This window comes from Streptomyces rubellus, from assembly GCF_036323805.1.
Lineage (GTDB): Bacteria > Actinomycetota > Actinomycetes > Streptomycetales > Streptomycetaceae > Streptomyces.
Map to the genome: position 1 here is coordinate 23,544 of NZ_JAZDCX010000019.1, position 19,957 is coordinate 43,500.

21 protein-coding genes are annotated in these 19,957 nt (G+C 75.2%); 14 read left to right on the forward strand and 7 right to left on the reverse strand.

Going from position 1 to position 19,957, the window contains the following annotated elements; all coding sequences use genetic code 11:
* Window positions 1-302: 302 nt before the first annotated feature.
* On the reverse strand, window positions 303-1,352 hold the full coding sequence (locus V1L54_RS21235; protein WP_330119666.1) for an Rv2578c family radical SAM protein: 1,050 nt from the start codon (window positions 1,350-1,352) through the stop codon (window positions 303-305).
* Between the two features lie 211 nt (window positions 1,353-1,563).
* Here V1L54_RS21235 and V1L54_RS21240 point away from each other — a divergent pair, with 211 nt between their 5' ends.
* From V1L54_RS21240 to V1L54_RS21260, 5 genes are all read left to right on the forward strand, one after another.
* Window positions 1,564-2,292 carry a class I SAM-dependent methyltransferase gene (locus V1L54_RS21240; RefSeq protein ID WP_330119667.1) on the forward strand — a complete coding sequence of 243 codons (729 nt, stop codon included), beginning with the start codon at window positions 1,564-1,566 and terminating at the stop codon, window positions 2,290-2,292.
* A gap of 105 nt (window positions 2,293-2,397) precedes the next feature.
* Window positions 2,398-3,234 (forward strand): M55 family metallopeptidase, encoded by an 837-nt coding sequence (locus tag V1L54_RS21245; protein WP_330119668.1) that lies wholly within the window; start codon window positions 2,398-2,400, stop codon window positions 3,232-3,234.
* Window positions 3,227-4,630, forward strand: coding sequence for a M20/M25/M40 family metallo-hydrolase (locus V1L54_RS21250; RefSeq protein ID WP_330119669.1), 1,404 nt, complete (start codon window positions 3,227-3,229; stop codon window positions 4,628-4,630). Before V1L54_RS21245 ends, V1L54_RS21250 begins: the two co-directional genes overlap by 8 nt.
* A gap of 66 nt (window positions 4,631-4,696) precedes the next feature.
* Window positions 4,697-6,700, forward strand: coding sequence for a S9 family peptidase (locus tag V1L54_RS21255; RefSeq protein WP_330119670.1), 2,004 nt, complete (start codon window positions 4,697-4,699; stop codon window positions 6,698-6,700).
* Window positions 6,697-7,659, forward strand: coding sequence for a S66 peptidase family protein (locus tag V1L54_RS21260; protein ID WP_330119671.1), 963 nt, complete (start codon window positions 6,697-6,699; stop codon window positions 7,657-7,659). The genes V1L54_RS21255 and V1L54_RS21260 overlap by 4 nt, the downstream gene beginning before the upstream one ends.
* A 37-nt stretch (window positions 7,660-7,696) precedes the next feature.
* Here V1L54_RS21260 and V1L54_RS21265 read toward each other — a convergent pair whose 3' ends face one another.
* Window positions 7,697-8,638 (reverse strand): aminoglycoside phosphotransferase family protein, encoded by a 942-nt coding sequence (locus V1L54_RS21265; RefSeq protein WP_330119672.1) that lies wholly within the window; start codon window positions 8,636-8,638, stop codon window positions 7,697-7,699.
* A 92-nt stretch (window positions 8,639-8,730) separates the two neighbouring features.
* Here V1L54_RS21265 and V1L54_RS21270 point away from each other — a divergent pair, with 92 nt between their 5' ends.
* On the forward strand, window positions 8,731-9,519 hold the full coding sequence (locus V1L54_RS21270) for an SDR family NAD(P)-dependent oxidoreductase (protein ID WP_330119673.1): 789 nt from the start codon (window positions 8,731-8,733) through the stop codon (window positions 9,517-9,519).
* Between the two features lie 219 nt (window positions 9,520-9,738).
* Window positions 9,739-10,215: a DUF6624 domain-containing protein gene (locus V1L54_RS21275; RefSeq protein WP_330119739.1), complete on the forward strand. Its 477-nt coding sequence runs from the start codon at window positions 9,739-9,741 to the stop codon at window positions 10,213-10,215.
* Between the two features lie 77 nt (window positions 10,216-10,292).
* On the opposite strand, the gene V1L54_RS29635 is transcribed toward V1L54_RS21275, so the two are convergent.
* Window positions 10,293-10,730, reverse strand: a complete 438-nt coding sequence (locus V1L54_RS29635; protein WP_503676903.1) for a hypothetical protein — start codon at window positions 10,728-10,730, stop codon at window positions 10,293-10,295.
* Window positions 10,731-11,092: 362 nt separating this feature from the next.
* Here V1L54_RS29635 and V1L54_RS21285 point away from each other — a divergent pair, with 362 nt between their 5' ends.
* The 4 genes from V1L54_RS21285 to V1L54_RS21300 all read left to right on the forward strand — a co-directional run bounded on the left by V1L54_RS21285 (window position 11,093) and on the right by V1L54_RS21300 (window position 13,819).
* The gene (locus V1L54_RS21285) at window positions 11,093-11,815 is read left to right on the forward strand and encodes a class I SAM-dependent methyltransferase (RefSeq protein ID WP_330119674.1); all 723 of its coding nucleotides are present in this window, start codon (window positions 11,093-11,095) and stop codon (window positions 11,813-11,815) included.
* Between the two features lie 61 nt (window positions 11,816-11,876).
* Window positions 11,877-12,515, forward strand: coding sequence for a 4'-phosphopantetheinyl transferase family protein (locus tag V1L54_RS21290; RefSeq protein ID WP_330119740.1), 639 nt, complete (start codon window positions 11,877-11,879; stop codon window positions 12,513-12,515).
* Between the two features lie 46 nt (window positions 12,516-12,561).
* Window positions 12,562-12,807, forward strand: coding sequence for a DUF1049 domain-containing protein (locus V1L54_RS21295; RefSeq protein WP_330119675.1), 246 nt, complete (start codon window positions 12,562-12,564; stop codon window positions 12,805-12,807).
* Between the two features lie 88 nt (window positions 12,808-12,895).
* A complete protein-coding gene (locus V1L54_RS21300) occupies window positions 12,896-13,819 on the forward strand; it encodes an NADP-dependent oxidoreductase (RefSeq protein WP_330119676.1) in 924 nt (307 codons plus the stop codon).
* Window positions 13,820-13,875: 56 nt separating this feature from the next.
* Here V1L54_RS21300 and V1L54_RS21305 read toward each other — a convergent pair whose 3' ends face one another.
* The 3 genes from V1L54_RS21305 to V1L54_RS21315 form a co-directional block, all read right to left on the reverse strand.
* Window positions 13,876-14,226, reverse strand: a complete 351-nt coding sequence (locus tag V1L54_RS21305; RefSeq protein WP_330119677.1) for a VOC family protein — start codon at window positions 14,224-14,226, stop codon at window positions 13,876-13,878.
* An 82-nt stretch (window positions 14,227-14,308) separates the two neighbouring features.
* Window positions 14,309-15,118, reverse strand: a complete 810-nt coding sequence (locus V1L54_RS21310; protein ID WP_330119678.1) for a class I SAM-dependent methyltransferase — start codon at window positions 15,116-15,118, stop codon at window positions 14,309-14,311.
* A gap of 76 nt (window positions 15,119-15,194) precedes the next feature.
* Window positions 15,195-16,397, reverse strand: a complete 1,203-nt coding sequence (locus V1L54_RS21315) for a baeRF2 domain-containing protein (protein WP_330119679.1) — start codon at window positions 16,395-16,397, stop codon at window positions 15,195-15,197.
* A 151-nt stretch (window positions 16,398-16,548) separates the two neighbouring features.
* Between V1L54_RS21315 and V1L54_RS21320 the strand changes: the two genes are divergently transcribed.
* The 3 genes from V1L54_RS21320 (at window position 16,549) to V1L54_RS21330 (ending at window position 17,913) form a co-directional block, all read left to right on the forward strand.
* Window positions 16,549-16,770: a DUF6158 family protein gene (locus V1L54_RS21320; RefSeq protein ID WP_330119680.1), complete on the forward strand. Its 222-nt coding sequence runs from the start codon at window positions 16,549-16,551 to the stop codon at window positions 16,768-16,770.
* A 277-nt stretch (window positions 16,771-17,047) separates the two neighbouring features.
* On the forward strand, window positions 17,048-17,290 hold the full coding sequence (locus V1L54_RS21325; RefSeq protein WP_330119681.1) for a hypothetical protein: 243 nt from the start codon (window positions 17,048-17,050) through the stop codon (window positions 17,288-17,290).
* A gap of 104 nt (window positions 17,291-17,394) precedes the next feature.
* The gene (locus V1L54_RS21330) at window positions 17,395-17,913 is read left to right on the forward strand and encodes a ribonuclease FAU-1 family protein (RefSeq protein WP_330119682.1); all 519 of its coding nucleotides are present in this window, start codon (window positions 17,395-17,397) and stop codon (window positions 17,911-17,913) included.
* 203 nt (window positions 17,914-18,116) lie between these two features.
* Here the strand turns inward: V1L54_RS21330 and V1L54_RS21335 are convergent, their stop codons facing one another.
* Complete coding sequence (locus V1L54_RS21335; protein WP_330119683.1) at window positions 18,117-19,922, reverse strand: thiamine pyrophosphate-requiring protein; 1,806 nt, start codon at window positions 19,920-19,922, stop codon at window positions 18,117-18,119.
* Between the last annotated feature and the right edge of the window lie 35 nt (window positions 19,923-19,957).

The following is a 19,957-nucleotide window of genomic DNA, read 5'->3' on the forward strand; positions in this document are numbered from 1 at the left end:
TCCCGGTGCGGCTCGACGGCTCGGCGGGACCGGAATCCTGTGGGTCCGTGCTCGTTCTCAGGGGGCCACCCCCGAGGCGCCGGACGACGACGGAGCGGTGGCCCCGGAGGTGGCGTGGAAGCAGGCCGGCCACGGGCCGGCGAGCAGGCCCACTCTAACGCAGGGGAAGAATTACGGGCCCTTCCCGGCCCGGCGGAGGCGTCCGAACGGGGTATGAGGGGGCGTCGGCGCGCGGCCGGGGAGCCCGTACGGGTGTGGGGGAGTCGGGCGGCGGTGCCGTCGGCGTCCCGGGGCCGGCGGAGTCAGAGCAGCGTCAACTGGGTGGGGCCCGGGTCGGGTTCGGGCGAGCAGCGCGGGGCGCCCCCGGCGTCCACCGCGCCCCGGTGCGCGCCGGGCCGGGAGGGGCCGATGCCGTACTCCTCGGCCAGTTCGTGCACCTGCCGGGTGATGCGGCGCTGGTACCACTTCGGGGCGTAGGCCCCGTCGGCGTACAGCGCCTCGTAGTGGCGCACCAGGCCCGGGTGGTGCCGGGCGAGCCAGGCCATGAACCACTCGCGGGCGCCCGGCCGCAGGTGCAGGGCGAGGGGGGTGACGGAGGTGGCGCCGGCCGCGGCGACCGCCCGTACGGTCGCGCGCAGTTGCGCCGGGCCGTCGGAGAGGAAGGGGATGACCGGGGCCATCAGCACCCCGCAGCCGATGCCGTGTCCGGTGAGGGCGCGCACCACCTCCAGGCGCCGTTCGGGCGCGGGGGCGCCGGGCTCGACGGTGCGCCACAACTCCTCGTCGAGGAAGGCGATCGACACCGATATCCCGACGTCCGTCACGGCGCAGGCCGAACGGAGCAGTTCCAGGTCGCGCAGGATCAGCGTGCCCTTGGTGAGGAGGGAGAACGGGTTGGCGAAGTCGCGCAGGGCCGACAGGATGCCGGGCATCAGCCGGTAGCGGCCCTCGGCGCGCTGGTAGCAGTCGACGTTGGTGCCCATCGCGATGTGCTGGCCGCCCCAGCGGGGAGAGGCCAGTTCGCGGCGGAGCAGCCGGTCGGCGTTGACCTTCACCACGATCTGGGTGTCGAAGCCCGTCCCGGTGTCCAGGTCCAGATAGCCGTGGCTGCGGCGGGCGAAGCAGTAGACGCAGGCGTGCGAGCAGCCCCGGTAGGGGTTGACGGTCCACTCGAACGGCAGCCGGGAGGCGCCCGGCACCCGGTTGACGATCGACCTCGCCCGCACCTCGTGGAAGGTGATGCCCCGGAACTCGGGGGTGTCGAACGTGCGGCTCACCACGTCCGGGCCGAAGAGGGCGGCCGTGGTGCCGCTCGCGTCCGGTCCGTCGTGGCTCAGGCTGTCCCAGCGCATGCGGCCTCCTCGTGCTGCCCGTCAAGAATAGAACACCTGTTCCCGTCGTGGGGTGTCAATCCCGTATCGGCCGGGCCCGGCACGCGCCGGCGCGGACGACCGGGCCGGGAGCACCGCGGCGGACAACAGGCACGAACCGCGCGGAACGGGGTAGGAGGGCTGTCCCGGTGGCCGCGCCCGCGGCCCGCGACAGGGGGAGGTAGTCAGACCCGTGAACGCCACGCTCCGAGACGGCGACGCCTGGGAAGGCATCTGGAGCACCGATCCAGCGATCACGGCCGCCGTCCACCTGCCCATCTTCGAGAAGCACCTGGACCCCGGGCTGCCGCTGGTCGACGTGGACTGCGGCAACGGCGCCCGGACGGTCTTCCTGGCCGGCCGCTTCCGCCCCTGTGTCGGGATCGACCGGTCGGCCGGGGCCCTGGAGCACGCCCGGACGGTCGTGGGGGAGGGCAGCGGCGGCCGTGCCGCCCCCGACTTCCGGCAGCTCGACATCACCGACCCCGGCGCGATACGGCGCCTCCACGAGGAGCTGGGGGACGCCAACGCCTATCTGCGCGGCGTCCTCCAGCGCAGCGAGCCCCACCACCGCCCGAGGGTCGCCGAGTCCGTCGCCGCCCTCGTCGGCGACCTCGGCCGCGCCTTCGTGGTGGAGGCCGCCCAGACGGCCCGCGACGCGCTGTCCCGGGGCGCGGAGGCGGCCGACGCCAGCCAGCTCCCCGGGCCGCTGGACTCGCCCGGACTGTCGGACCTGCCGCACCTGGCCCATCCCTCCGGCCCGTCCGGCGAGAGCCTGGCGGACCTGACGGCGCTGTTCGACGCGGCCGGACTCCGGGTGTGCGCCAGCGGCTCCCTGCCGCTGTCCACGACGGAGTTCGAACCGGACGGCTCCCGGCTGGAGTTGCCGGCGAACTGGCTGGTGGTGGGGCGCCCCCGCTGACCCCGGCCGGGTCCCGCGGTGCGGGGAGGGCGGCGCGGACCGCGGCCCGGCGGCACCCCGGCCGGGTCTTTGACCTCGCCCGGGCGGCGCGTAACGTGGCCTGTCGTGACGAAGATCCTGATCAGTGCCGACATGGAGGGCGCCACGGGGGTGACCTGGCCCGCCGACGTCCTGCCGGGCACCCCGCAGTGGGAGCGCTGCCGGGTGCTGTTCACCTCCGACGTCGACGCGGCGGTCACCGGGTTCCTCGCCGGAGGCGCGGACGAGGTGCTGGTCAACGAGGCGCACTGGACCATGCGCAACCTGCTGCTGGAGCGGCTGGACGAGCGGGCGCGGCTGCTCACCGGCCGCCACAAGGCGCTCAGCATGGTCGAGGGCGTCCAGCACGGCGACGTGGACGGCGTCGCCTTCGTCGGCTACCACACCGGCGCGGGCGACGAGGGCGTCCTGGCCCATACCTACCTCGCCAACTCGATCACCGGGGTGTGGCTGGACGGCGAACGGGCGAGCGAGGGACGGCTGAACGCCGCGGTGGCCGCCGAGTACGGCACCCCCGTGGTGCTCGTCACCGGCGACGACCGCACCTGCGCCGACGCCCGCGGCTGGGCCCCCGGCGCGCTCGCGGTCGCCGTCAAGGACCACGTGTCTCGCTACGCCGCCGTCTGCCGCACCCCCGCCCGCACCGCCGCCGACATCCGCGCCGCGGCGGAGAAGGCGGCGGCACTGGCCGTCCGGCACGCACCGGCCGTGCCGCGGCCCCGCACCGTGGAGCTGGAGTTCGACGCCGAGCACCTGGCCGGCGCGGCGACCGTCGTGCCCGGCGTGGAGCGGACGGGTGAGCGCCGGGTGGCGTACACATCGCCGACGATGTACGAGGGCATCCGCTGCTTCAAGGCGGTGACCACAGTCGTCTCGGCCGCAGTGGAGGAGCAGTATGGCTGAGGGAACCGGAACCACCGGCACCACCACCGACATCACCGATACCACCGGTCCCGCCGCCGGCACCGCCGGCGCGCACCGGATCGACGGACGGGCCCTGGAGGAGGCGGTCGCCTTCACCTCCGAGCTGATCCGCATCGACTCCGTCAACCTCGGCAACGGGGACGGCACGGAGCGCCGCGCCGCCGAGTACGTCGCCGAGCGCCTGGCCGAGGCCGGGATCGAGCCGGTGCTGCTGGAGAAGGTCCGCGGCCGCACCAACGTCGTCGCCCGTATCGAGGGCACCGACCCGGACGCCGACGCGCTGCTCGTCCACGGCCATCTGGACGTGGTGCCCGCCGAGCCCGCCGACTGGACCGTGCACCCCTTCTCCGGGGAGGTCCGCGACGGCGTGGTCTGGGGGCGCGGAGCGGTCGACATGAAGAACGCCGACGCGATGGTCCTGGCCACCGTCCGGGCCTGGGCACGGGCCGGGGCACGTCCCCGCCGCGACATCGTGCTCGCCTTCACCGCCGACGAGGAGGACACCGGCCAGTTCGGCTCCGACTTCCTCGCCGGGGAGCACCCCGAGCTGTTCGAGGGCTGCACCGAGGGCATAAGCGAGTCCGGCGCCTACACCTTCCACGCCGGCGGCGGCCTGCGGCTGTACCCGGTGGCGGCGGGCGAGCGCGGCACCGCCTGGATGGAGCTGACGGCCACCGGCCGCGCCGGACACGGCTCCAAGGTCAACCGCGCCAACGCGGTCAGCCGGCTGGCCGCCGCCGTGCACCGCATCGGCGAGCACACCTGGCCGGTACGGCTGTCGGAGACGGTGCGGGCCGCCCTCACCGAGCTGTCCCGGCTCAACGGACTGGACGACCCCGACTTCGAGGACCCCGGGTTCGACGTGGACGCCCTGCTGGCCAAGCTCGGCCCGTCCGCCAAGCTGGTCGAGGCGACCGTCCGCAACAGCGCCAACCCCACCGGCCTCAAGGCCGGTTACAAGATCAACGTCATTCCCGGCACCGCCGTGGCGCACGTGGACGGCCGGATACTGCCGGGCACCGAGGAGGAGTTCACCGCCACCATCGAGGAGCTGACCGGCCCGGACGTGGAGTGGGAGTTCTACCACCGCGGCCCGGCCCTCCAGGCGCCGGTCGGCTCGCGCACCTTCGCCGTGCTGCGCGAGTCCCTGGAGCACTTCGACCCCGGCGCCCATGTCGTCCCGTTCTGCATGACCGGCGGCACCGACGCCAAGCAGTTCGCCCGGCTGGGCATCGCGGGCTACGGCTTCTCGCCGCTGCGGCTCCCCGAAGGCCTCAACTACCAGGCGATGTTCCACGGCGTCGACGAGCGGGTCCCGGTGGACGCGCTGCACTTCGGCGTACGGGTCCTGGACCGCGCGCTGTTCAGCCTCTGAGGACGCCGTCCGCCGAGGACGCCCCCCGGACCTTCCGCAGCCCCCGAACCGCGAGGAGCCGCCCCGATGACCCCCGCCGCCGCTCCCTGTGGCACCTGGCCCTCCCCGGTCGGCGCCCGCCTGGTCGCCGCGCACGACGGCCGTCCGGAGTACCCGGACACCGTGGGGCAGGAGGTGTGGTGGACCGAGCCCCGCCCCGCCGAGGGCGGACGCCGGGCGCTGCTGCGGCTGCGGGCGGGCGCCGCGGAGCCGGAGGCCGTGCTGCCCGCGCCGTGGGACGTCCGCAGCCGGGTGATCGAGTACGGCGGGCGGCCCTGGGCCGGGGCGGAGCGTCCGGCGGGCGGGCCGCTGGTCGTCTTCGTCCACCACGCCGACCAGCGGATGTACGCCCTGGAGCCGGACGTCCCCGGTGCCGTGCCGTACCCGCTCACTCCGCTCCCGCCGGCCGGTGGACGGCCGCGCTGGGCCGATCCGGTGGTGCTCGTGGCGCGCGGCGAGGTGTGGTGCGTGCTGGAGGAGCCCACCGGCCCCGCGCCCACCGACGTGCGCCGGGTGCTCGCGGCCGTCCCGCTGGACGGCTCGGCCGCCGCCGACCGCTCCCGGGTGCGCGAACTGACCGGCGGCACCGACCGGTTCGTCACCGGCCCCCGGCTCTCCCCGGACGGGCGGCACGCGGCGTGGCTGGCCTGGGACCACCCCCGGATGCCCTGGGACGGCACCGTGCTCCGCCTCGCCGGCGTCACCGCGGACGGCACCCTGGCGGACGCGCGGGCCGTGGCCGGGGGCGAGGCGGAGTCGGTGGCCCAGGCCGACTGGAGCGCGGACGGCGCGCTGCTGTTCAGCGGCGACGCGAGCGGCTGGTGGAACCTGTACCGCCTCGACGATCCCGCCACCGGCGCGGCCACCGCCCTGTGCCCGCGCGAGGAGGAGTTCGGCGGGCCGCTGTGGAAGCTCGGCCACCGGTGGTTCGCGCCGCTGGCCGACGGCACCGTCGCCGTCCTGCACGGCCGCGGCCCGCTGCGGCTGGGCGTCCTGGACCCGGTCACCGGCCGGCTCGCCGACGTCCCCGGCCCCTGGACCGAGTGGGCCCCCGCCCTGGCCGCCGTCGGCACCCGCGTCACCGGCGTCGCCGCGGGACCGCGCCGCGGGTACGAGGTGGTGGAGCTGGACACCGCCACCGGCCACGCCCGGGCCGTCGGCGCCGCGCACCCCGGCCCGGTGGACCCGGCGTACCTGCCCGAGCCCGCCGAACGCGTCTTCCGCGGCCCCGGCGGGCGCGAGGTCCACGCCCTGCTGTACCCGCCGCGCAACCCGGAGCGCACCGTGCCCGAGGGCGAGCTGCCGCCGTACGTCGTCCGGGCCCACGGCGGCCCCACCGGGCGGGCGGCGGCCGCGGCGGACCTGGAGACCGCCTACTTCACCTCGCGCGGCATCGGCGTGGTGGAGGTGAACTACGGCGGCTCCACCGGCTACGGCCGCGCCTACCGCGAACGGCTGCGCGGGCGCTGGGGCGTGGTCGACGTCGAGGACTGCGCGGCCGTCGCCCGCACCCTGGCCGCCGAGGGCACCGCCGACCCCGCGCGGCTGGCCGTGCGCGGCGGCAGCGCGGGCGGCTGGACCGCCGCCTGCTCCCTCGTCTCGCCCGCCGCCGCGGGCCTGTACGCCTGCGCGGTCATCGCCTACCCCGTCCTGGACCCGGAGGACTGGGCGGCCGGCGGGACCCACGACTTCGAGTCGCGGTACCTGGAGGGGCTGCTGGGCTCCCCGGCCGAACACCCCGAACGCTACCGGGAGCGCTCGCCCCTGCGCCGCGCCGACCGGATCACGGTGCCGTTCCTGCTGCTCCAGGGGCTGGACGACCCGGTCTGCCCGCCCGCCCAGTGCGACCGCCTGCTGGCGGCGGTCGCCGGGCGCGGGGTGCCGCACGCCTACCTCGCCTTCGAGGGCGAGGGCCACGGCTTCCGGCGGGCGGAGACCGTCATACGGGCCGTCGAGGCCGAACTCGCCCTGTACGCACGGGTCTTCGGCTTCGAACGCGAGGACGTGCCGGAACTGGAGCTGACCGAGTGACCCCGCAGCCCCCGTACGCGCCCCCGCCCGTGCCGCCCGTACGGCCCCGGCGGCTGCGCCCCGGCGACCGGGTGGCGGTCGTGGCGCCCAGCGGGCGGGTCTCGGGCGAGCGGCTGGCGGCCGGGCTGGAGGTGCTGCGCGGCTGGGGCCTGGACCCGGTGGCCATGCCGCACGTCCTGGACGTCCACCCGCGCCTGCCCTACCTCGCGGGCACCGACGCCGACCGCGCCCGCGACCTGACCGACGCCTGGTGCGACCCGTCCGTCGCCGCGGTCCTGGCGGCGCGCGGCGGCTACGGCACCCAGCGCATGGTGGACCTGCTGGACTGGACGGCGCTGCGGGCGGCCGGCCCGAAGGTCTTCGTCGGCTACAGCGACCTGACCGTGCTGCACGAGGCGCTCGCCGCCCGGCTGGGCCTGGCCACCGTGCACGGTCCGATGCCCGCCACCGCCCCCTTCCTGGCGGACCCCGCGAGCCGGGAGCACCTGCGCCGCACCCTCCTGGAACCGGAGACGGTCACCGAACTCACCTCGCCCACCGCCCGCACCCTGGTGCCCGGCCGCGCCTTCGGCACCACCTTCGGCGGCTGCCTGTCGATGCTGGCCACCGAGGCCGGGGTGCTGGGCCGGGCGGGCGTCTGCCCGCCCGGCGGCGGAATCCTGCTGCTGGAGGACGTCGGGGAGGAGCCGTACCGCATCGACCGCTGGCTCACCCAGCTGCTCCGCTCCGGGGTGCCGGCGGGCGTGACGGGCATCGCCCTGGGCTCCTGGCACGGCTGCGGCCCCTACGAGGACCTCCGCCCCCTGCTGCTGGACCGGCTCGCCCCGCTCGGCGTGCCGGTGGTGGAGGAGCTGGGCTTCGGCCACGGCCCCACGACCCTGACCGTCCCGCTCGGCGTCCCCGCCACCCTGGACGCCGACGCGTGCGTCCTGACCCTGAAGGAGCCCGCCCTGGCATGAGGCGGTGCCGGGCCTGCGGCCGGGCCGGCAACCGGGCCTACAGCCCCGCCAGGTCCGCCAGGACCCGCACCTGGCGCAGCAGCGCGGCGCCACCGGCCGGGTCCCCCGTCACATCCGCCCGCCACAGGGCCTCCTCCACGCGCCGCGCCACCGCCCACGCCTGGAGGCGTGCCACGTCCGCGCCGAGCACGCCGGCGACCAGCGCGCACCGCGCGGCGACCACCGGGCGCGGGTCGGGGCGGGCGAAGGGGTCGTCGATCTGCTCGATCAGCGGCCAGGGGTCGTACAGCGGATCGCCCACCATCGGTTTGGCGTCGATGGCCAGCCAGCCCCGCCGCGCGGCCAGCACGTTGCCGGGGTTGAAGTCGCCGTGCACCACCACCTCACGGTCGGCCGTGGCGGGCAGCTCGCGCAGCAGCCGGACGCCCAGCGCCACCAGCGCCGGGTCGAAGCCGGGCGGCGACAGCCGCGCCATCCGCTCCTCGGCCGTCCCCGCCCACTCGGCGGTCACGTCCGCCACCCGCTCCAGCCCCGTGCCGGACGGTACGGGCGCCTCCCACAGCCCGCGCAGCGCCCTGGCCCCGAGCACCAGCCGCTCCTCGGCGGGCAGTTCGCCGGCGTCCCGCAGCTCGGTGCCGGGCTCGCAGCGCTCCAGCAGCAGGGCGTACCGCTCCGGGTCGTGCTCGTACAGCCGTACGGCGCCCCGGCCGTCCCACAGCCGCAGCGCCTCGCCCTCCCCGGCCGCCTCCCGGTGCGGCCAGCCGATCTTGAGGACCGCCGCGGAGCCGTCCACCCGCCGCACCGGCGCCACCCAGGAGCAGCTGCCGCCGGTGAACGGCTCTCCGGGCTCCAGCTCCCAGCGCACGGTGAGCTCCCCGATCAGGCCGGGCAGCCGGTCCAGCCACACCCGGCCGCCCGGATAGCCGCGGACGGTGCGGACGACGGGCAGGGCGGGCGGCACCAGTTCGGCGGAGGACACGGCCCCGAGCGTAGGGAGCCGCGCGGTGTCCCGTCGAACGCGAGGTCCGAATGCCGCCGGACCTCGCGGGCGCGGCACACGAGGATCGAGTCATGTCCACGAACACGACAGACATCGACGGCATGACCGATACGACCGACACGAACGACCTGTACGGCAAAGTGGCCCTGGTGACCGGCGGCAGCCGGGGCATCGGGGCGGCGGTGGCACTCCGCCTCGCCCGGGACGGCGCCGATGTGGCGATCACCCACCGGGACTCCGCCGAGAGCGCCGAGCGGGTGGTGGAGCAGATCAGGGCGATCGGCCGCCGCGCCCGCGCACTGCGCGCCGACAACGCCGACCCGGCCGCCGTACGCGCCGCCGTGGCGGACACGGTGGCGGAGTTCGGGCGGCTGGACATCCTGGTCAACAACGCCGGGGCCGGTGTCATGGGGCCGATCGGAGAGCTGACCGAGGAGGACGTCGACCGGGTGCTGCACGTCAACGTCCGCGGCACCTACCTCGCCTGCCGGGCCGCCGCGGCCCAGCTGGGCGAGGGCGGGCGGATCATCACCATCGGGAGCTGCATGGCCGAGCACGTCGCCTTCCCCGGCGGCACCCTCTACGCCACCGGCAAGGCCGCCCTGACCGGTCTGACCAAGGCCCTGGCCCGGGAGCTCGGCCCGCGCGGCATCACCGCCAACCTCCTCCACCCCGGCCCGATCGACACCGAAATGAACCCGGCGGACGGACCCGGCGCCGAGGCCCAGCGGGTCCTGACGGCACTCGGCCGCTACGGGCGTCCGGAGGAGATCGCCGCGACGGTGGCGCATCTGGCCGGGGCCCAGGGCGGCTACCTCACCGGCGCGGCCATCGCGGTGGACGGCGGCTTCGCCGCCTGATCCGGGGTCCGCACGCGGCGGGGCCCGGCGCGGGTACGTCCGCCGGGTGTACCTCCATTCTCGTGGCTCCGGGCCCCGCCGTCACCACTCCCCGGAACGATCCTTCTGCCGTCCCCGGCGGCTACGGTCGGCACCGGACGGAAGTGCCGTACGGACACGGAGGGCGGGAGCGTGACGGAGCCGGCGGAACTGGCCGGACTGGCGGCGGAACTGCGCGCGATGGGGGAGGAGCAGACCCGTGCGGCGCCGCTGGCGCACAGCGAGGACTTCGCCGAGCAACTGGTCTGGCGGCGGCTGACCGCCGAGCACGGCGACCGGCTGGACCGGATCATGGAAGAGCACGGCTGGCCGACCGCCGCCGCGGTCGGTGCGGCGGCCGCCACCGCCGCCTGGCGCGTCGCCCAGCACGCCGACCGCCAACTCGGCGTCCAGCGCCGCGCCCTGCGGCTGCTGGGGGAGGCGGTGGAGCGGGGCGAGGCGGACCGGCGTCAGTTGGCCTTCCTCACCGACCGGGTCCTGGTCAACGAGGGCCGCCCGCAGCTCCACGGCACCCAGATCGCGGGGGTGCGCGACGGCGCCCCCGTGCCCTGGCCGTGCGCCGACCCTGACCCGGAACGGGTGGACGCCCTGCGTGCCCGGGTCGGCATCGCGCCGTTCGCCGAGCACACGGCCCGCCACGCGCCTGGCGCCCGGTAGCCCGGAGACCCCGCGGGCCCGGTTCCCCCGCGCGCAGCGCGCGGGGGAACCGGGCCCGGACGGCGGCGTCCGCCCGCCTACTTGAGGTAGACGAGGCCGTCGGTGGTGATGGTGGGCCGGCCGCCGGTGCCGACGACCACGATCCTCACTGTGTGCTTCCCGCTGCCCGCCCAGGACCTGGTCCAGATCGCCTGGCGGTACTTGGTGGTGGACGACCTCAGGTCCACCGTCTTGGCCTTGACGCCGTCGACGTAGACGTACGCCTGGCCGGAGGAGGCGGCGCGGGAGGCCACCCAGGCCGGCTCGGTGCCGCCGCGCCCGGCGCCGGGCTCGCCCTGCCCGCTGTCGCCGTCCAGCGCCAGCCAGCCGGACCACTTCCCGCTCCCGGCGGCGCGGGTCCGTGCCTCGACCGTGCCGTCCACGCGGGCTTCGGGGTCGGTCCAGGTCACCCCCAGCATGCTGAACGGCTCGACGTCCCGCTTGCCCGACTCTGCGATCCGGCCGTCACCGGCCACCTTCAGCGCGGCCGAGCGGACTTAGGCGCGGACCGGCTTCCCCGGTCCGCCGTCTCCGCCGCCCCTGCCGTCGTCGCCGGGGCTCCCCACGGGAGCGCCGATCACTCCCTGGAACAGCAGCACCCCCGAAACCCCCGCCGCCACCGCGGCGCCCGTGCCCCATATCCGACGCGATCTCATACCGCACCCTGTTTTCCGCTGTTCTGGCCGCATCCGAGCGGCCAACCACCCCGTCGAGGCGGCACAGTAGCGGATGGATGGGCCATACATCGATGCCGGGGAAGGGAATGGCCTACCGGTCCGCCGGGAGTGCGGCGGAAAACGCCTGGCCGCCCGTGCGGCGCCCGTGTCACGATCGCCCCATGGCAGCCGACCCCGGAACCGACCCCGAGCCCTGGATGATCGACGAGTCGGCGTACGCCGGGCCCGAGCATCTGGACGCCGCCTTCGTCGCGGGCTTCGACCGCAAGCAGGGGCACCCCGATCCCGGGCCGGACCTCGCCGCACTGCGCCGGCACGGCGTGGGGGAGGACGCCACCGTGGTGGACCTGGGCGCGGGCACCGGCCGGTTCGCACTGGCGGCGGCCCGGGAGTTCGCCCGGGTGGTGGCCGTGGACGTCTCGCCCGCCATGCTGGCGCACCTGCGGGAGCGGGCCGCCGCGGCGCGCGCGGGGAACGTCGAGTGTGTACGGGCCGGGTTCCTCACCTACCGGCACCCCGGGCCGCCCGCCGACGCCGTGCACACCCGGCACGCCCTGCACCAGTTGCCCGACCTCTTCAAGGCGGTGGCCCTGGCCCGGATCGCCGCCCTGCTGCGGCCCGGCGGAGTGCTCCGGCTGCGCGATCTGGTCCTGGACTGCCCTCCCGCCGGGACCGGCGCCGTCGTGGCGCGGTGGCTGGCGGGCGCGGCGGACGACCCGGAGCGCGGTTACACCCGCGCGGACTACACCGAGCACCTGCGCACGGAGTACAGCACCTTCCGCTGGCTGCTGGAGCCGATGCTGGATCAGGCCGGGTTCGAGATAGTGGAGGCGGAGTACGAGGGGCGCCTGTTCGGCACCTACACCTGCCTGCGGCGCCCCTGACACCCGCACACCGCGCACCGTCCCGCCCGATCCGTCCGCCCCGTGGAGGAAAGCGTTGAAGCTGCACGTACTGCGGGTGTCCGAGCACGCGGACGCGGCGCGCGACGGCGCGGTCCTGTCCGAGGAGGAGCGGGCCCGCGCCGCGTCGTTCGTGCGCCGGGCCGACCGCGACCGCTACCGCGTCGCGCACACCGCCCTGCGGCACGAGCTCGCCGCGTATCTCGGCACCGGGGCCGCCGACGTGCCCTTCGTCCGGGAGCCGTGCCCGCTGTGTGCCCGGCCGCACGGCCGGCCGGCCGTGCCCGGCAACCCGGTGCACTTCTCGCTGTCGCACGCGGGCGACCTGGTACTGCTGGCCTTCGACGACGCGCCGGTGGGGGCGGACGTGGAGGAGTACCCCTCGGCCCGCACCGTCGCCGAGACGGCCGGCGCCCTCCATCCGCGCGAGCGCGCCGAGATCGGCCGGCTGCCGGCCGCCGGCCGCCCGGCCGCCTTCGCCCGCTGCTGGACCAGGAAGGAGGCGTACCTCAAGGGCACCGGCGCCGGGCTGGGCGAGGCCCCGGACATCACCTATGTCGGCACCCTCGCGGTGCCCGCCGGGGTGCCGGGCTGGTCCCTGGCCGACGTCGCGGTCCCCGAGGGGTACGCGGCGGCCGTCGCGGTGGCCGTCCCCCGTCCGGCCGATCCGGGCACCCCGTAGGGGGGTTCACCGGGCGGTCCGCGTCCCGTGCCCCCAGGCTGGAGCCATGACGCACAGCAGGAGAGGCGGCGGACGGGACGCGGACGGCGGCGGCGGGCGCGGCTTCGTGACGCCCGGCAGGCTGGCGGTGCTGCTCCTGACCGCCCTCGCCCTGGTCTTCGTCTTCCAGAACACCGGGCAGACCCGGATCCGGCTGCTGGTCCCGGTGGTCACCATGCCGCTGTGGGTGGCGCTGCTGATCCCGGGCGTGGTCGGGGTGCTGGCCGGGATGTACCTCGTCCGCCGCAGATAGCGGACGGCCGCATCCGGTTCCGGCCGGCCGGGAAGGCGTACGGGGCAGAGGACGAAATGATCATCGCGGCCACGGCATTGGACTGAGCATGAAGGCAATCGCACTGAACAACTACGGCGGCCCCGACGACCTGGAGCTCATGGAGCTGCCCGAGCCCAAGGTCGGCCCGGACTCGGTGCTGGTGCGGGTGAAGGCGGCCGGGGTCAACCCGGTCGACTGGAAGATCGGCGCCGGGTACCTGGACCAGATCATCGACGCGCACTTCCCGCTGGTCCCCGGCTGGGACGTGGCGGGCGTCGTGGAGCGGACCGGGCCCGACGCGACGGAGTTCGCCCCCGGCGACGAGGTGATCGGCTACGTCCGCAAGGACTGGGCCCAGCACGGCACCTGTGCCGAGCTGGTGGCCGCGCCGGTGCGGACCCTGGCCCGCAAGCCCGCGGCGCTGGACTGGAAGCAGGCGGCGGGGGTGCCGCTGGCCGGGCTGACCGCGTACCAGTCGCTGGACCGGCTCGGCGTCGGCGAGGGCGACACGGTGCTGGTCCATGCCGCCTCCGGCGGGGTCGGCTCGTTCGCCGTGCAACTCGCCGCCGCCCGCGGTGCCCGGGTCATCGGCACCGCCGGTCAGCGCAACCACGGCTATCTGCGGGAGCTGGGCGCCGAGCCGGTGGTCTACGGCGACGGGCTGGCGGACCGGGTCCGCGAGCTGGCGCCCGACGGTGCGGACGCGGCCTTCGACTTCGTCGGCGGCGATGCCATCGACGTCTCGCAGCAGGTGCTGAAGGACCGGTCGAAGGTGCTGTCGGTCATCGACCCGGGAGTGCTGCAGAAGGGCGGGCGCTACCTGTTCGTCCGGCCGGACCGGGACGGCCTCACCGCGCTGGCCGACCTCGTGGACGCCGGGAAGCTCACGGTCGCCGTCGACCGGGCGGTGCCGCTGGAGCAGGCCGCCGAGGCGTGGCGGCACAGCCAGTCCGGCCACACCCGGGGGAAGGTCGTCATCGAGGTCTCCTGACCCGGCTCGACCCGCCCCGCCCCTCGCCCTCCGGCGCGGTCCCGGAGGAGAGCCCGTCACGCCTCCCGGCGGTCGACGTACTCGAAGACCGAACCGTCGGGGTGGCGGGCCACCAGATTCCGGCCGATCGGGCTCTGGGTCGGCCCGGCGATGATCTCGGCGCCCACCGCCTTGAGGGTGTCCGCGGCCTCGTCCACGCTGGACACCGCCAGGGTGGCGGCCACCTTGCGCAGCACCTCCATCGGTCCGGGCGGGCCGCTCATCAGCAGGAAGGGGCCGACCGCCGCCGCCGACACGGGCCCCTGCGCGAACCGCATGGCCTCGGCGCCGGTGAGCCGCTCGTACACCCCCACCGCCGCGTCGAGATCGTCGACACACACCCGCAGCGAAGTCCCCAGAATCTCCATGCGGACGAGCCTAGTTGGGGGCGCGTGCGGTGTCAGGCGCGCCCCGCCCGGCCGGGACACGCGGCCGGGCGCGGCGGGCCCGTCACACCCGGCACAGGATCTCCCCGTGCGGTACGGAGAACCAGCCGTCCGGGTGCGCGCCCCACTCGTGCCAGGCGGCGGCCACGCGCTCCAGTCCGGCCCGGTCCGTGTGCCCGCCCCCGACGGCGAGGGAGGCGTAGGAGGAGGCGACCGTGCGCTCCGCCCACAGCCCGCTCCACCAGGCCCGGTCGGTCTCGCCGGCGAAGCACCAGACGCCCGCGGAGGCGGTGACGCCGGTGAGGTCCGCGCGGCGGGCCCAGGACAGCAGCCGGCGGCCCGCGTCCGGCTCACCGCCGGCGTCCCGGGCCACCCGCCGGTACAGCTCCCGCCACTCCGACAGACCGGGCACCTCCGGATACCAGGACATCGCCCCGTAGTCGGAGTCCCGGGCCGCGACCACCCCGCCCGGGCGGCACACCCGGCGCATCTCCCGCAGCGCCCCCACCGGGTCGGCCAGGTGCTGGAGGACCTGGTGGGCGTGGACCACGTCGAAGGAGCCGGCGGGGAAGCCCAGGGCCATGACGTCGGCCCGCAGGAAGCGGACGTTCGTCAGGCCCCGGGCGGCGACGGTGGCGCGCGCCTCGTCCAGGACGCCCTCGGCGGCGTCCACCGCCGTCACCGTGCCGGGGGCCACCAGGGCGGCCAGACCGGCGGTGATGGTGCCCGGCCCGCAGCCCACGTCCAGCACCGACCGGCCCGGGGCCAGCGAGTCGAGGAGGTAGGCGGCGGAGTTGGCGGTGGTACGCCACCGGTGGGAGCGCAGTACGGACTCGTGGTGGCCGTGGGTGTACACGGCGTCGGATCCCGGCATGCGCCCAAGGTATCTTCTTGTCTCGTTATCCGAGCAGACTTGTCTTGCTATGTGGAATCAGAATGTGCCGGACATGCTAGGCCGCCGGCGCCGAACCCCCTGCCGAGCCCTCCGCCGGCGGGCCGCCGTACGGCCAGCGCAGCAGCGCGCCGAGCCCGCCCACGGGCAGCCCCTCGGGGGTGTCCGGCTCGTCGGCGAGCGGCGCGACGGAGATCACCTCGGCGCCGGTCGCCACCGCCGCGCGCAGCAGCGCGTCGTCGGCACGGGCGCTGACGGGGTCATCGCCGCCCAGGGCCGTCAGGTCGCCGCGCCGCGCCGCCACCTGGTCCGGGTTCCGGCCCACCCACACCTCCCGGTGCAGATCGGGGCCGTCGGGTCGGACCAGCAGCGCGGCGATCCGGTGCTCGCGGGCCGCGTCGACGAGCGCGGGCACCCCCTCGGCGGCACCCACCTTCCCGTCGTCGGTCGGCACCCGCGCGGCCTGGAACCGCTCCATGACCTCGGCGGTGCGGCGGCGCAGCTCCTCGGCCCGGACCGCCTCCACCTCCGCCACCAGCTTCCGCTCGCCCGCCGCCTCGTTGCGGCCCGGCGCGCGGACCCCGTGCCCGGCGATGACGGACGCGCCCTGCAACTGGGGGGCGAGCCGGTCCTGCACGGCGTGGCACTCGCGGTCGTCCCCGGCCAGCACCACCAGCTCGGCGCCGGTCTCGGCGCGGCGCTTGCGCAGTTCCTCCGCGATGAGCCCGGCGTTGTGCTCCCAGGTGTTCTCCACCGAGTTCTGGTGGTGCCGCTCGTTCCAGGAATCGGCCGGGGTCCTGTGCAGGGGGCGGTCCTCGCCCTGGACCTGGCCCACCTCCCGGGAGCCGAACGGACCGCGCAGCTCCAGGTCCGCCCCGGTGCGGTCCAGGCGTGCCACCAGGGCGGTCGGCGCCGTGTCCAGCAGTCGCAGCAGGGGGCCGGTGTGGGGGAGCAGGCCCCAGGTGGCCTCCGCGCCCCCCGGCGGCGGCGCGGCCAGCTCCGTGTTCAGCACCACCTCGCCCCCGGTGGCGAACAGCGCCCTCCCGGCCGGCCGGGAGGTGCGGGGCAGTGCCAGGAGCGCGTCGCGGACCGCCCGGCAGGTGTGCTCGTCGGCACCCTGGCTCCTCAGGCGGTCGCAGGTCTCGCGGACGCCGAGTTCATGGCGGGCGGCCGAGTCCTCGGTGGCGGTCGGGGTGGCGAAGTAGACCGAGGCCCACGGGCCGGGCCGTTCGAAGACCGGGCTCAGGAATCCGAGTTCCATATCTCCCTCCTCGTTGGGTGGCGGGATCTCGGATCAGGTACCCGAAGTGGTGCAAAAGACACTGAGTGACCAATGCGGATCGCGGGGAACGCGTCTGGACAAAGACACCGAAGGAAAGACCCCCGACGACACCGAAGCGAGGTCACGGGCCATGGGAATCGATCCGGAGAAGCTGTCCGACAGCCAGCTGCTGGAGGAGTTGCAGTCCCTGCACCGCACCCGGCACGACACCCTGCTGCACGGCTCCTCCGACGCCTTGGAGGCGCACACCAGGCGCACCGCCGAGCTGGAGGCCGAGTACCTGCGGCGGCATCCGGACCGCGAGGTCTCGGCGGGCCGCACCCGGGAGGGGGCCCGGGCGCGGGACCAGTGAGAGGGCGGCGGGTCCCGCCGGGGCGCCGCGGGGAGACGCCGGGAGCGCGCCGGAAAAGCCGACAGGAGTCGACGAAAGCCGGGAAAGGGAGGGTTTGCCCCACAAGGGCGGGGGCACCCGGACCGCGGCCGAGCGAGCGGCCCTGTGGGGGAATGAGAGGGCTCCGGGCACGGAGGTCAGGGACCGTGCCCGGAGCCGCTCCGCGTCCGGGGCCGGCTCGTGTCCGGGACCGTACGGGCGGCCGTTAGCGGTGGACCGGCCCGGGTACGCGGGCCGTATGAGTGACAGGAACCCCGACAGGAAACCGGACCGGCAGGGAGACGAGACCGACAGGGACGGCCCGCGTGTCTCCCCCGCGGACCTCGTCCCCGGCGAGGCCCCCGAGCAGCCCGCGACTCCGCCGAAGGTCCCGCCGGCGGGACCGGTCGGACGGGTCCGGAAGCGGCCCGGAGACGAGGACTCCGGGCACGCCGAGGACCCCGGGAGCACCGAGGACCCGGAGGGCGGGGGAGCGCGGTAATGGTGCTCCGGTCACCGCGGCCCGGGGGGCCCGGGGAGTCCGGGGACGCGACGGGTACCGAAAACCCCGTGCGCGTCCCCGAGCGCACGGGGAAGGATGGGTCCATGAGCCGAACCTCCCCGGCGGACACGACCGTCCTGGCACCGGGCGACGAGGTGACCGTCGTCCTGCTCAAGTCCCATGACCGACAGGTGCGTTACCCCGCGACGGTGGAACGCGACGACGGTGTCCACGCGGTGGTCCGGGCCCCCTGGTCCGGGCCGCCGGTACGGGACTTCGGGTTCGTCCGCTTCGAGCAGGGCGACGTCTTCACCGAGCACTACTGGCGCGACCGCTGGTTCTCGGTGAAGGAGGTGCGCGCCCCGGACGGCGGCCTCAAGGGCTGGTACTGCGACATCACCCGGCCCGTCACCGTCTCCGGCACCACGCTGACCAGCCGGGACCTGGAACTGGACCTGTGGGTGTCGGGCGACCGGACCGCGGTGCTGCGCCTGGACGAGGACGAGTTCGAGGCCAGTGGGCTGCCCGAGCACGACCCGGAGGCCGCCCAGCACGCCCGCCGGGCCCTGAAGGAGCTGGAGAGCCTGGCCAACGGCGTCGGGCTCAGCGGTCTGCTGTTCTGAGAGCCCCGGGACCGGGCCCGGCCGGGCGGCCGCGGCGCGGCGGGGCGGGGCGTGAAGGAACGCGGAAACGCGAGAACCGCGAGAACCGCGAGAACGTTGAAACACAGAAAAAGAGGGGGTGTGGAGAGCCGCACCCTCTCCACACCCCCCGTCTCGGGCGGCGTGGGCCGTCCCGCCCGGACGGCCCGCGCCGGTCGGCCCGGTCAGCCGTCGCGCTGCGAGCCGCCGCCTCCCGGCAGGAACTCCTGGGCCTTCGTCTTCACCCCCTGCGCGATCATCGAGAAGCGGTCGGAGTCGCCCTTGAGGATCGACGTGAGCGTCGCCTCCATCTGGTCCCAGGTGGCGTGCGGCGGAATCGGCGGCATCGCCGGGTCGGTCAGGAACTCCACGACCGCCGGGCCGTCGGCCGCCAGCGCCTCCCGCCAGCCGCGCTCGACGTCCTCCGGCTTCTCCACCCGGATGCCGGTCAGACCCAGCGAGGTGGCGAAGCGCGCGTAGGACACGTCGGGGATGTGCTGGGAGGGCAGGAACTGCGGCGAACCGCTCATCGCCCGCATCTCCCAGGTGACCTGGTTGAGGTCCTGGTTGTTCCACACCGCCACCACCAGCCGCGGGTCGCTCCACTCGGAGCGGTACTTGGCCATGGTGATCAGCTCGGCCATCCCGTTCATCTGCATGGCGCCGTCGCCCACCAGCGCGATCACCGGGCGGTCCGGATGGGCGTACTTCGCGCCGATGGCGTACGGCACGCCGCAGCCCATGGTGGCCAGCGTCCCCGACAGCGAACCGCGCATCTCGCCGCGCATCCGGATGTGGCGGGCGTACCAGTTGGTGGCCGAGCCCGAGTCGGCGGCCAGGATCGTGTTCTCGGGCAGCAGCGGATCCAGGCAGTGGGCCACGTACTGCGGGTTGATCGGGTCGGAGGACACCTGTGCCTGCCGCTCCATCACCTGCCACCAGCGTTCCACCTCGGAGACGATCCCCTCCTGCCAGGAGCGGTCCGTCTTGCGCTCCAGCATCGGCAGCAGCCGCCGGAGCGTGGTGCGGGCGTCGCCGACGAGGTTCACCTCGTACGGGTAGCGCAGCCCGACCATGTGCGGATCGATGTCGATCTGCACCGCGCGGGCCTGTCCGAACTCCGGCATGAACTGGGTGTAGGGGAAGTTCGAACCGATCGTCAGCAGGGTGTCGCAGTCGCGCATCAGCTCGTAGCTGGGCCGGGTGCCCAGCAGGCCGATGGCGCCGGTGACGTACGGCAGAGTGTCGGGCAGCGAATCCTTGCCCAGCAGCGCCTTGGCGACCCCGGCGCCGAGCAGGTCGGCGACCTGCTCCACCTCGGCGCGCGCCCCCCGGGCGCCCTGGCCGATCAGCAGGGCGACCTTCTCGCCCGCGTTGAGGACCTCCGCGGCGCGCCGGAGCGCCTCGTCGGACGGGGCGGTCGAGTAGTCGCTCATCCCCAGGCTGGAGGGCACCATCTTGAACTCGTGCGAGGGCGGCTCGTAGTCCAGCTCCTGCACGTCCGCCGGGATGATCACGGCGGTGGGGCAGCGGCGGGAGTACGCGGTGCGGATCGCCCGGTCCAGCACGTTCGGCAGCTGCTGGGGGACGTTGACGGTCTCCACGAACGGGGAGGCCACGTCCTTGAAGAGGGACTGGAGGTCGACCTCCTGCTGGTAGGAGCCGCCCATGGCGCTGCGGTTGGTCTGGCCGACGATCGCCACCACCGGGACGTGGTCCAGCTTGGCGTCGTACAGGCCGTTGAGCAGATGGATCGCCCCGGGGCCGGAGGTGGCGGCGCACACCGCGACCCGGCCGCTGAACTTGGCGTAGCCCACGGCCTCGAAGGCGGACATCTCCTCGTGCCGGGACTGGATGAAACGGGGCCGGTCCCCGGCCCTTTCCCAGGCGGCGAGCAGACCGTTGATGCCGTCCCCGGGATAGCCGAAGACGTACTCCACTCCCCACTCGCGCAGCCGGGAGAGTATGCGGTCGGACACCTTCTCGCTCATACAGTGGGCTCCTCTCCTCCGCCGCGGCCGACCGG

Coding starts and splice junctions, on each gene's coding strand:
- V1L54_RS21235 (WP_330119666.1), bottom strand. CDS start 1,352: ATGCGCTGGGACAGCCTGAGCCACGACGGACCGGACGCGAGCGGCACC.
- V1L54_RS21250 (WP_330119669.1), top strand. CDS start 3,227: ATGGCTGAGGGAACCGGAACCACCGGCACCACCACCGACATCACCGAT.
- V1L54_RS21255 (WP_330119670.1), top strand. CDS start 4,697: ATGACCCCCGCCGCCGCTCCCTGTGGCACCTGGCCCTCCCCGGTCGGC.
- V1L54_RS21270 (WP_330119673.1), top strand. CDS start 8,731: ATGTCCACGAACACGACAGACATCGACGGCATGACCGATACGACCGAC.
- V1L54_RS21275 (WP_330119739.1), top strand. CDS start 9,739: ATGGGGGAGGAGCAGACCCGTGCGGCGCCGCTGGCGCACAGCGAGGAC.
- V1L54_RS21285 (WP_330119674.1), top strand. CDS start 11,093: ATGGCAGCCGACCCCGGAACCGACCCCGAGCCCTGGATGATCGACGAG.
- V1L54_RS21295 (WP_330119675.1), top strand. CDS start 12,562: ATGACGCACAGCAGGAGAGGCGGCGGACGGGACGCGGACGGCGGCGGC.
- V1L54_RS21300 (WP_330119676.1), top strand. CDS start 12,896: ATGAAGGCAATCGCACTGAACAACTACGGCGGCCCCGACGACCTGGAG.
- V1L54_RS21305 (WP_330119677.1), bottom strand. CDS start 14,226: ATGGAGATTCTGGGGACTTCGCTGCGGGTGTGTGTCGACGATCTCGAC.
- V1L54_RS21310 (WP_330119678.1), bottom strand. CDS start 15,118: ATGCCGGGATCCGACGCCGTGTACACCCACGGCCACCACGAGTCCGTA.
- V1L54_RS21315 (WP_330119679.1), bottom strand. CDS start 16,397: ATGGAACTCGGATTCCTGAGCCCGGTCTTCGAACGGCCCGGCCCGTGG.
- V1L54_RS21320 (WP_330119680.1), top strand. CDS start 16,549: ATGGGAATCGATCCGGAGAAGCTGTCCGACAGCCAGCTGCTGGAGGAG.
- V1L54_RS21325 (WP_330119681.1), top strand. CDS start 17,048: ATGAGTGACAGGAACCCCGACAGGAAACCGGACCGGCAGGGAGACGAG.
- V1L54_RS21330 (WP_330119682.1), top strand. CDS start 17,395: ATGAGCCGAACCTCCCCGGCGGACACGACCGTCCTGGCACCGGGCGAC.
- V1L54_RS21335 (WP_330119683.1), bottom strand. CDS start 19,922: ATGAGCGAGAAGGTGTCCGACCGCATACTCTCCCGGCTGCGCGAGTGG.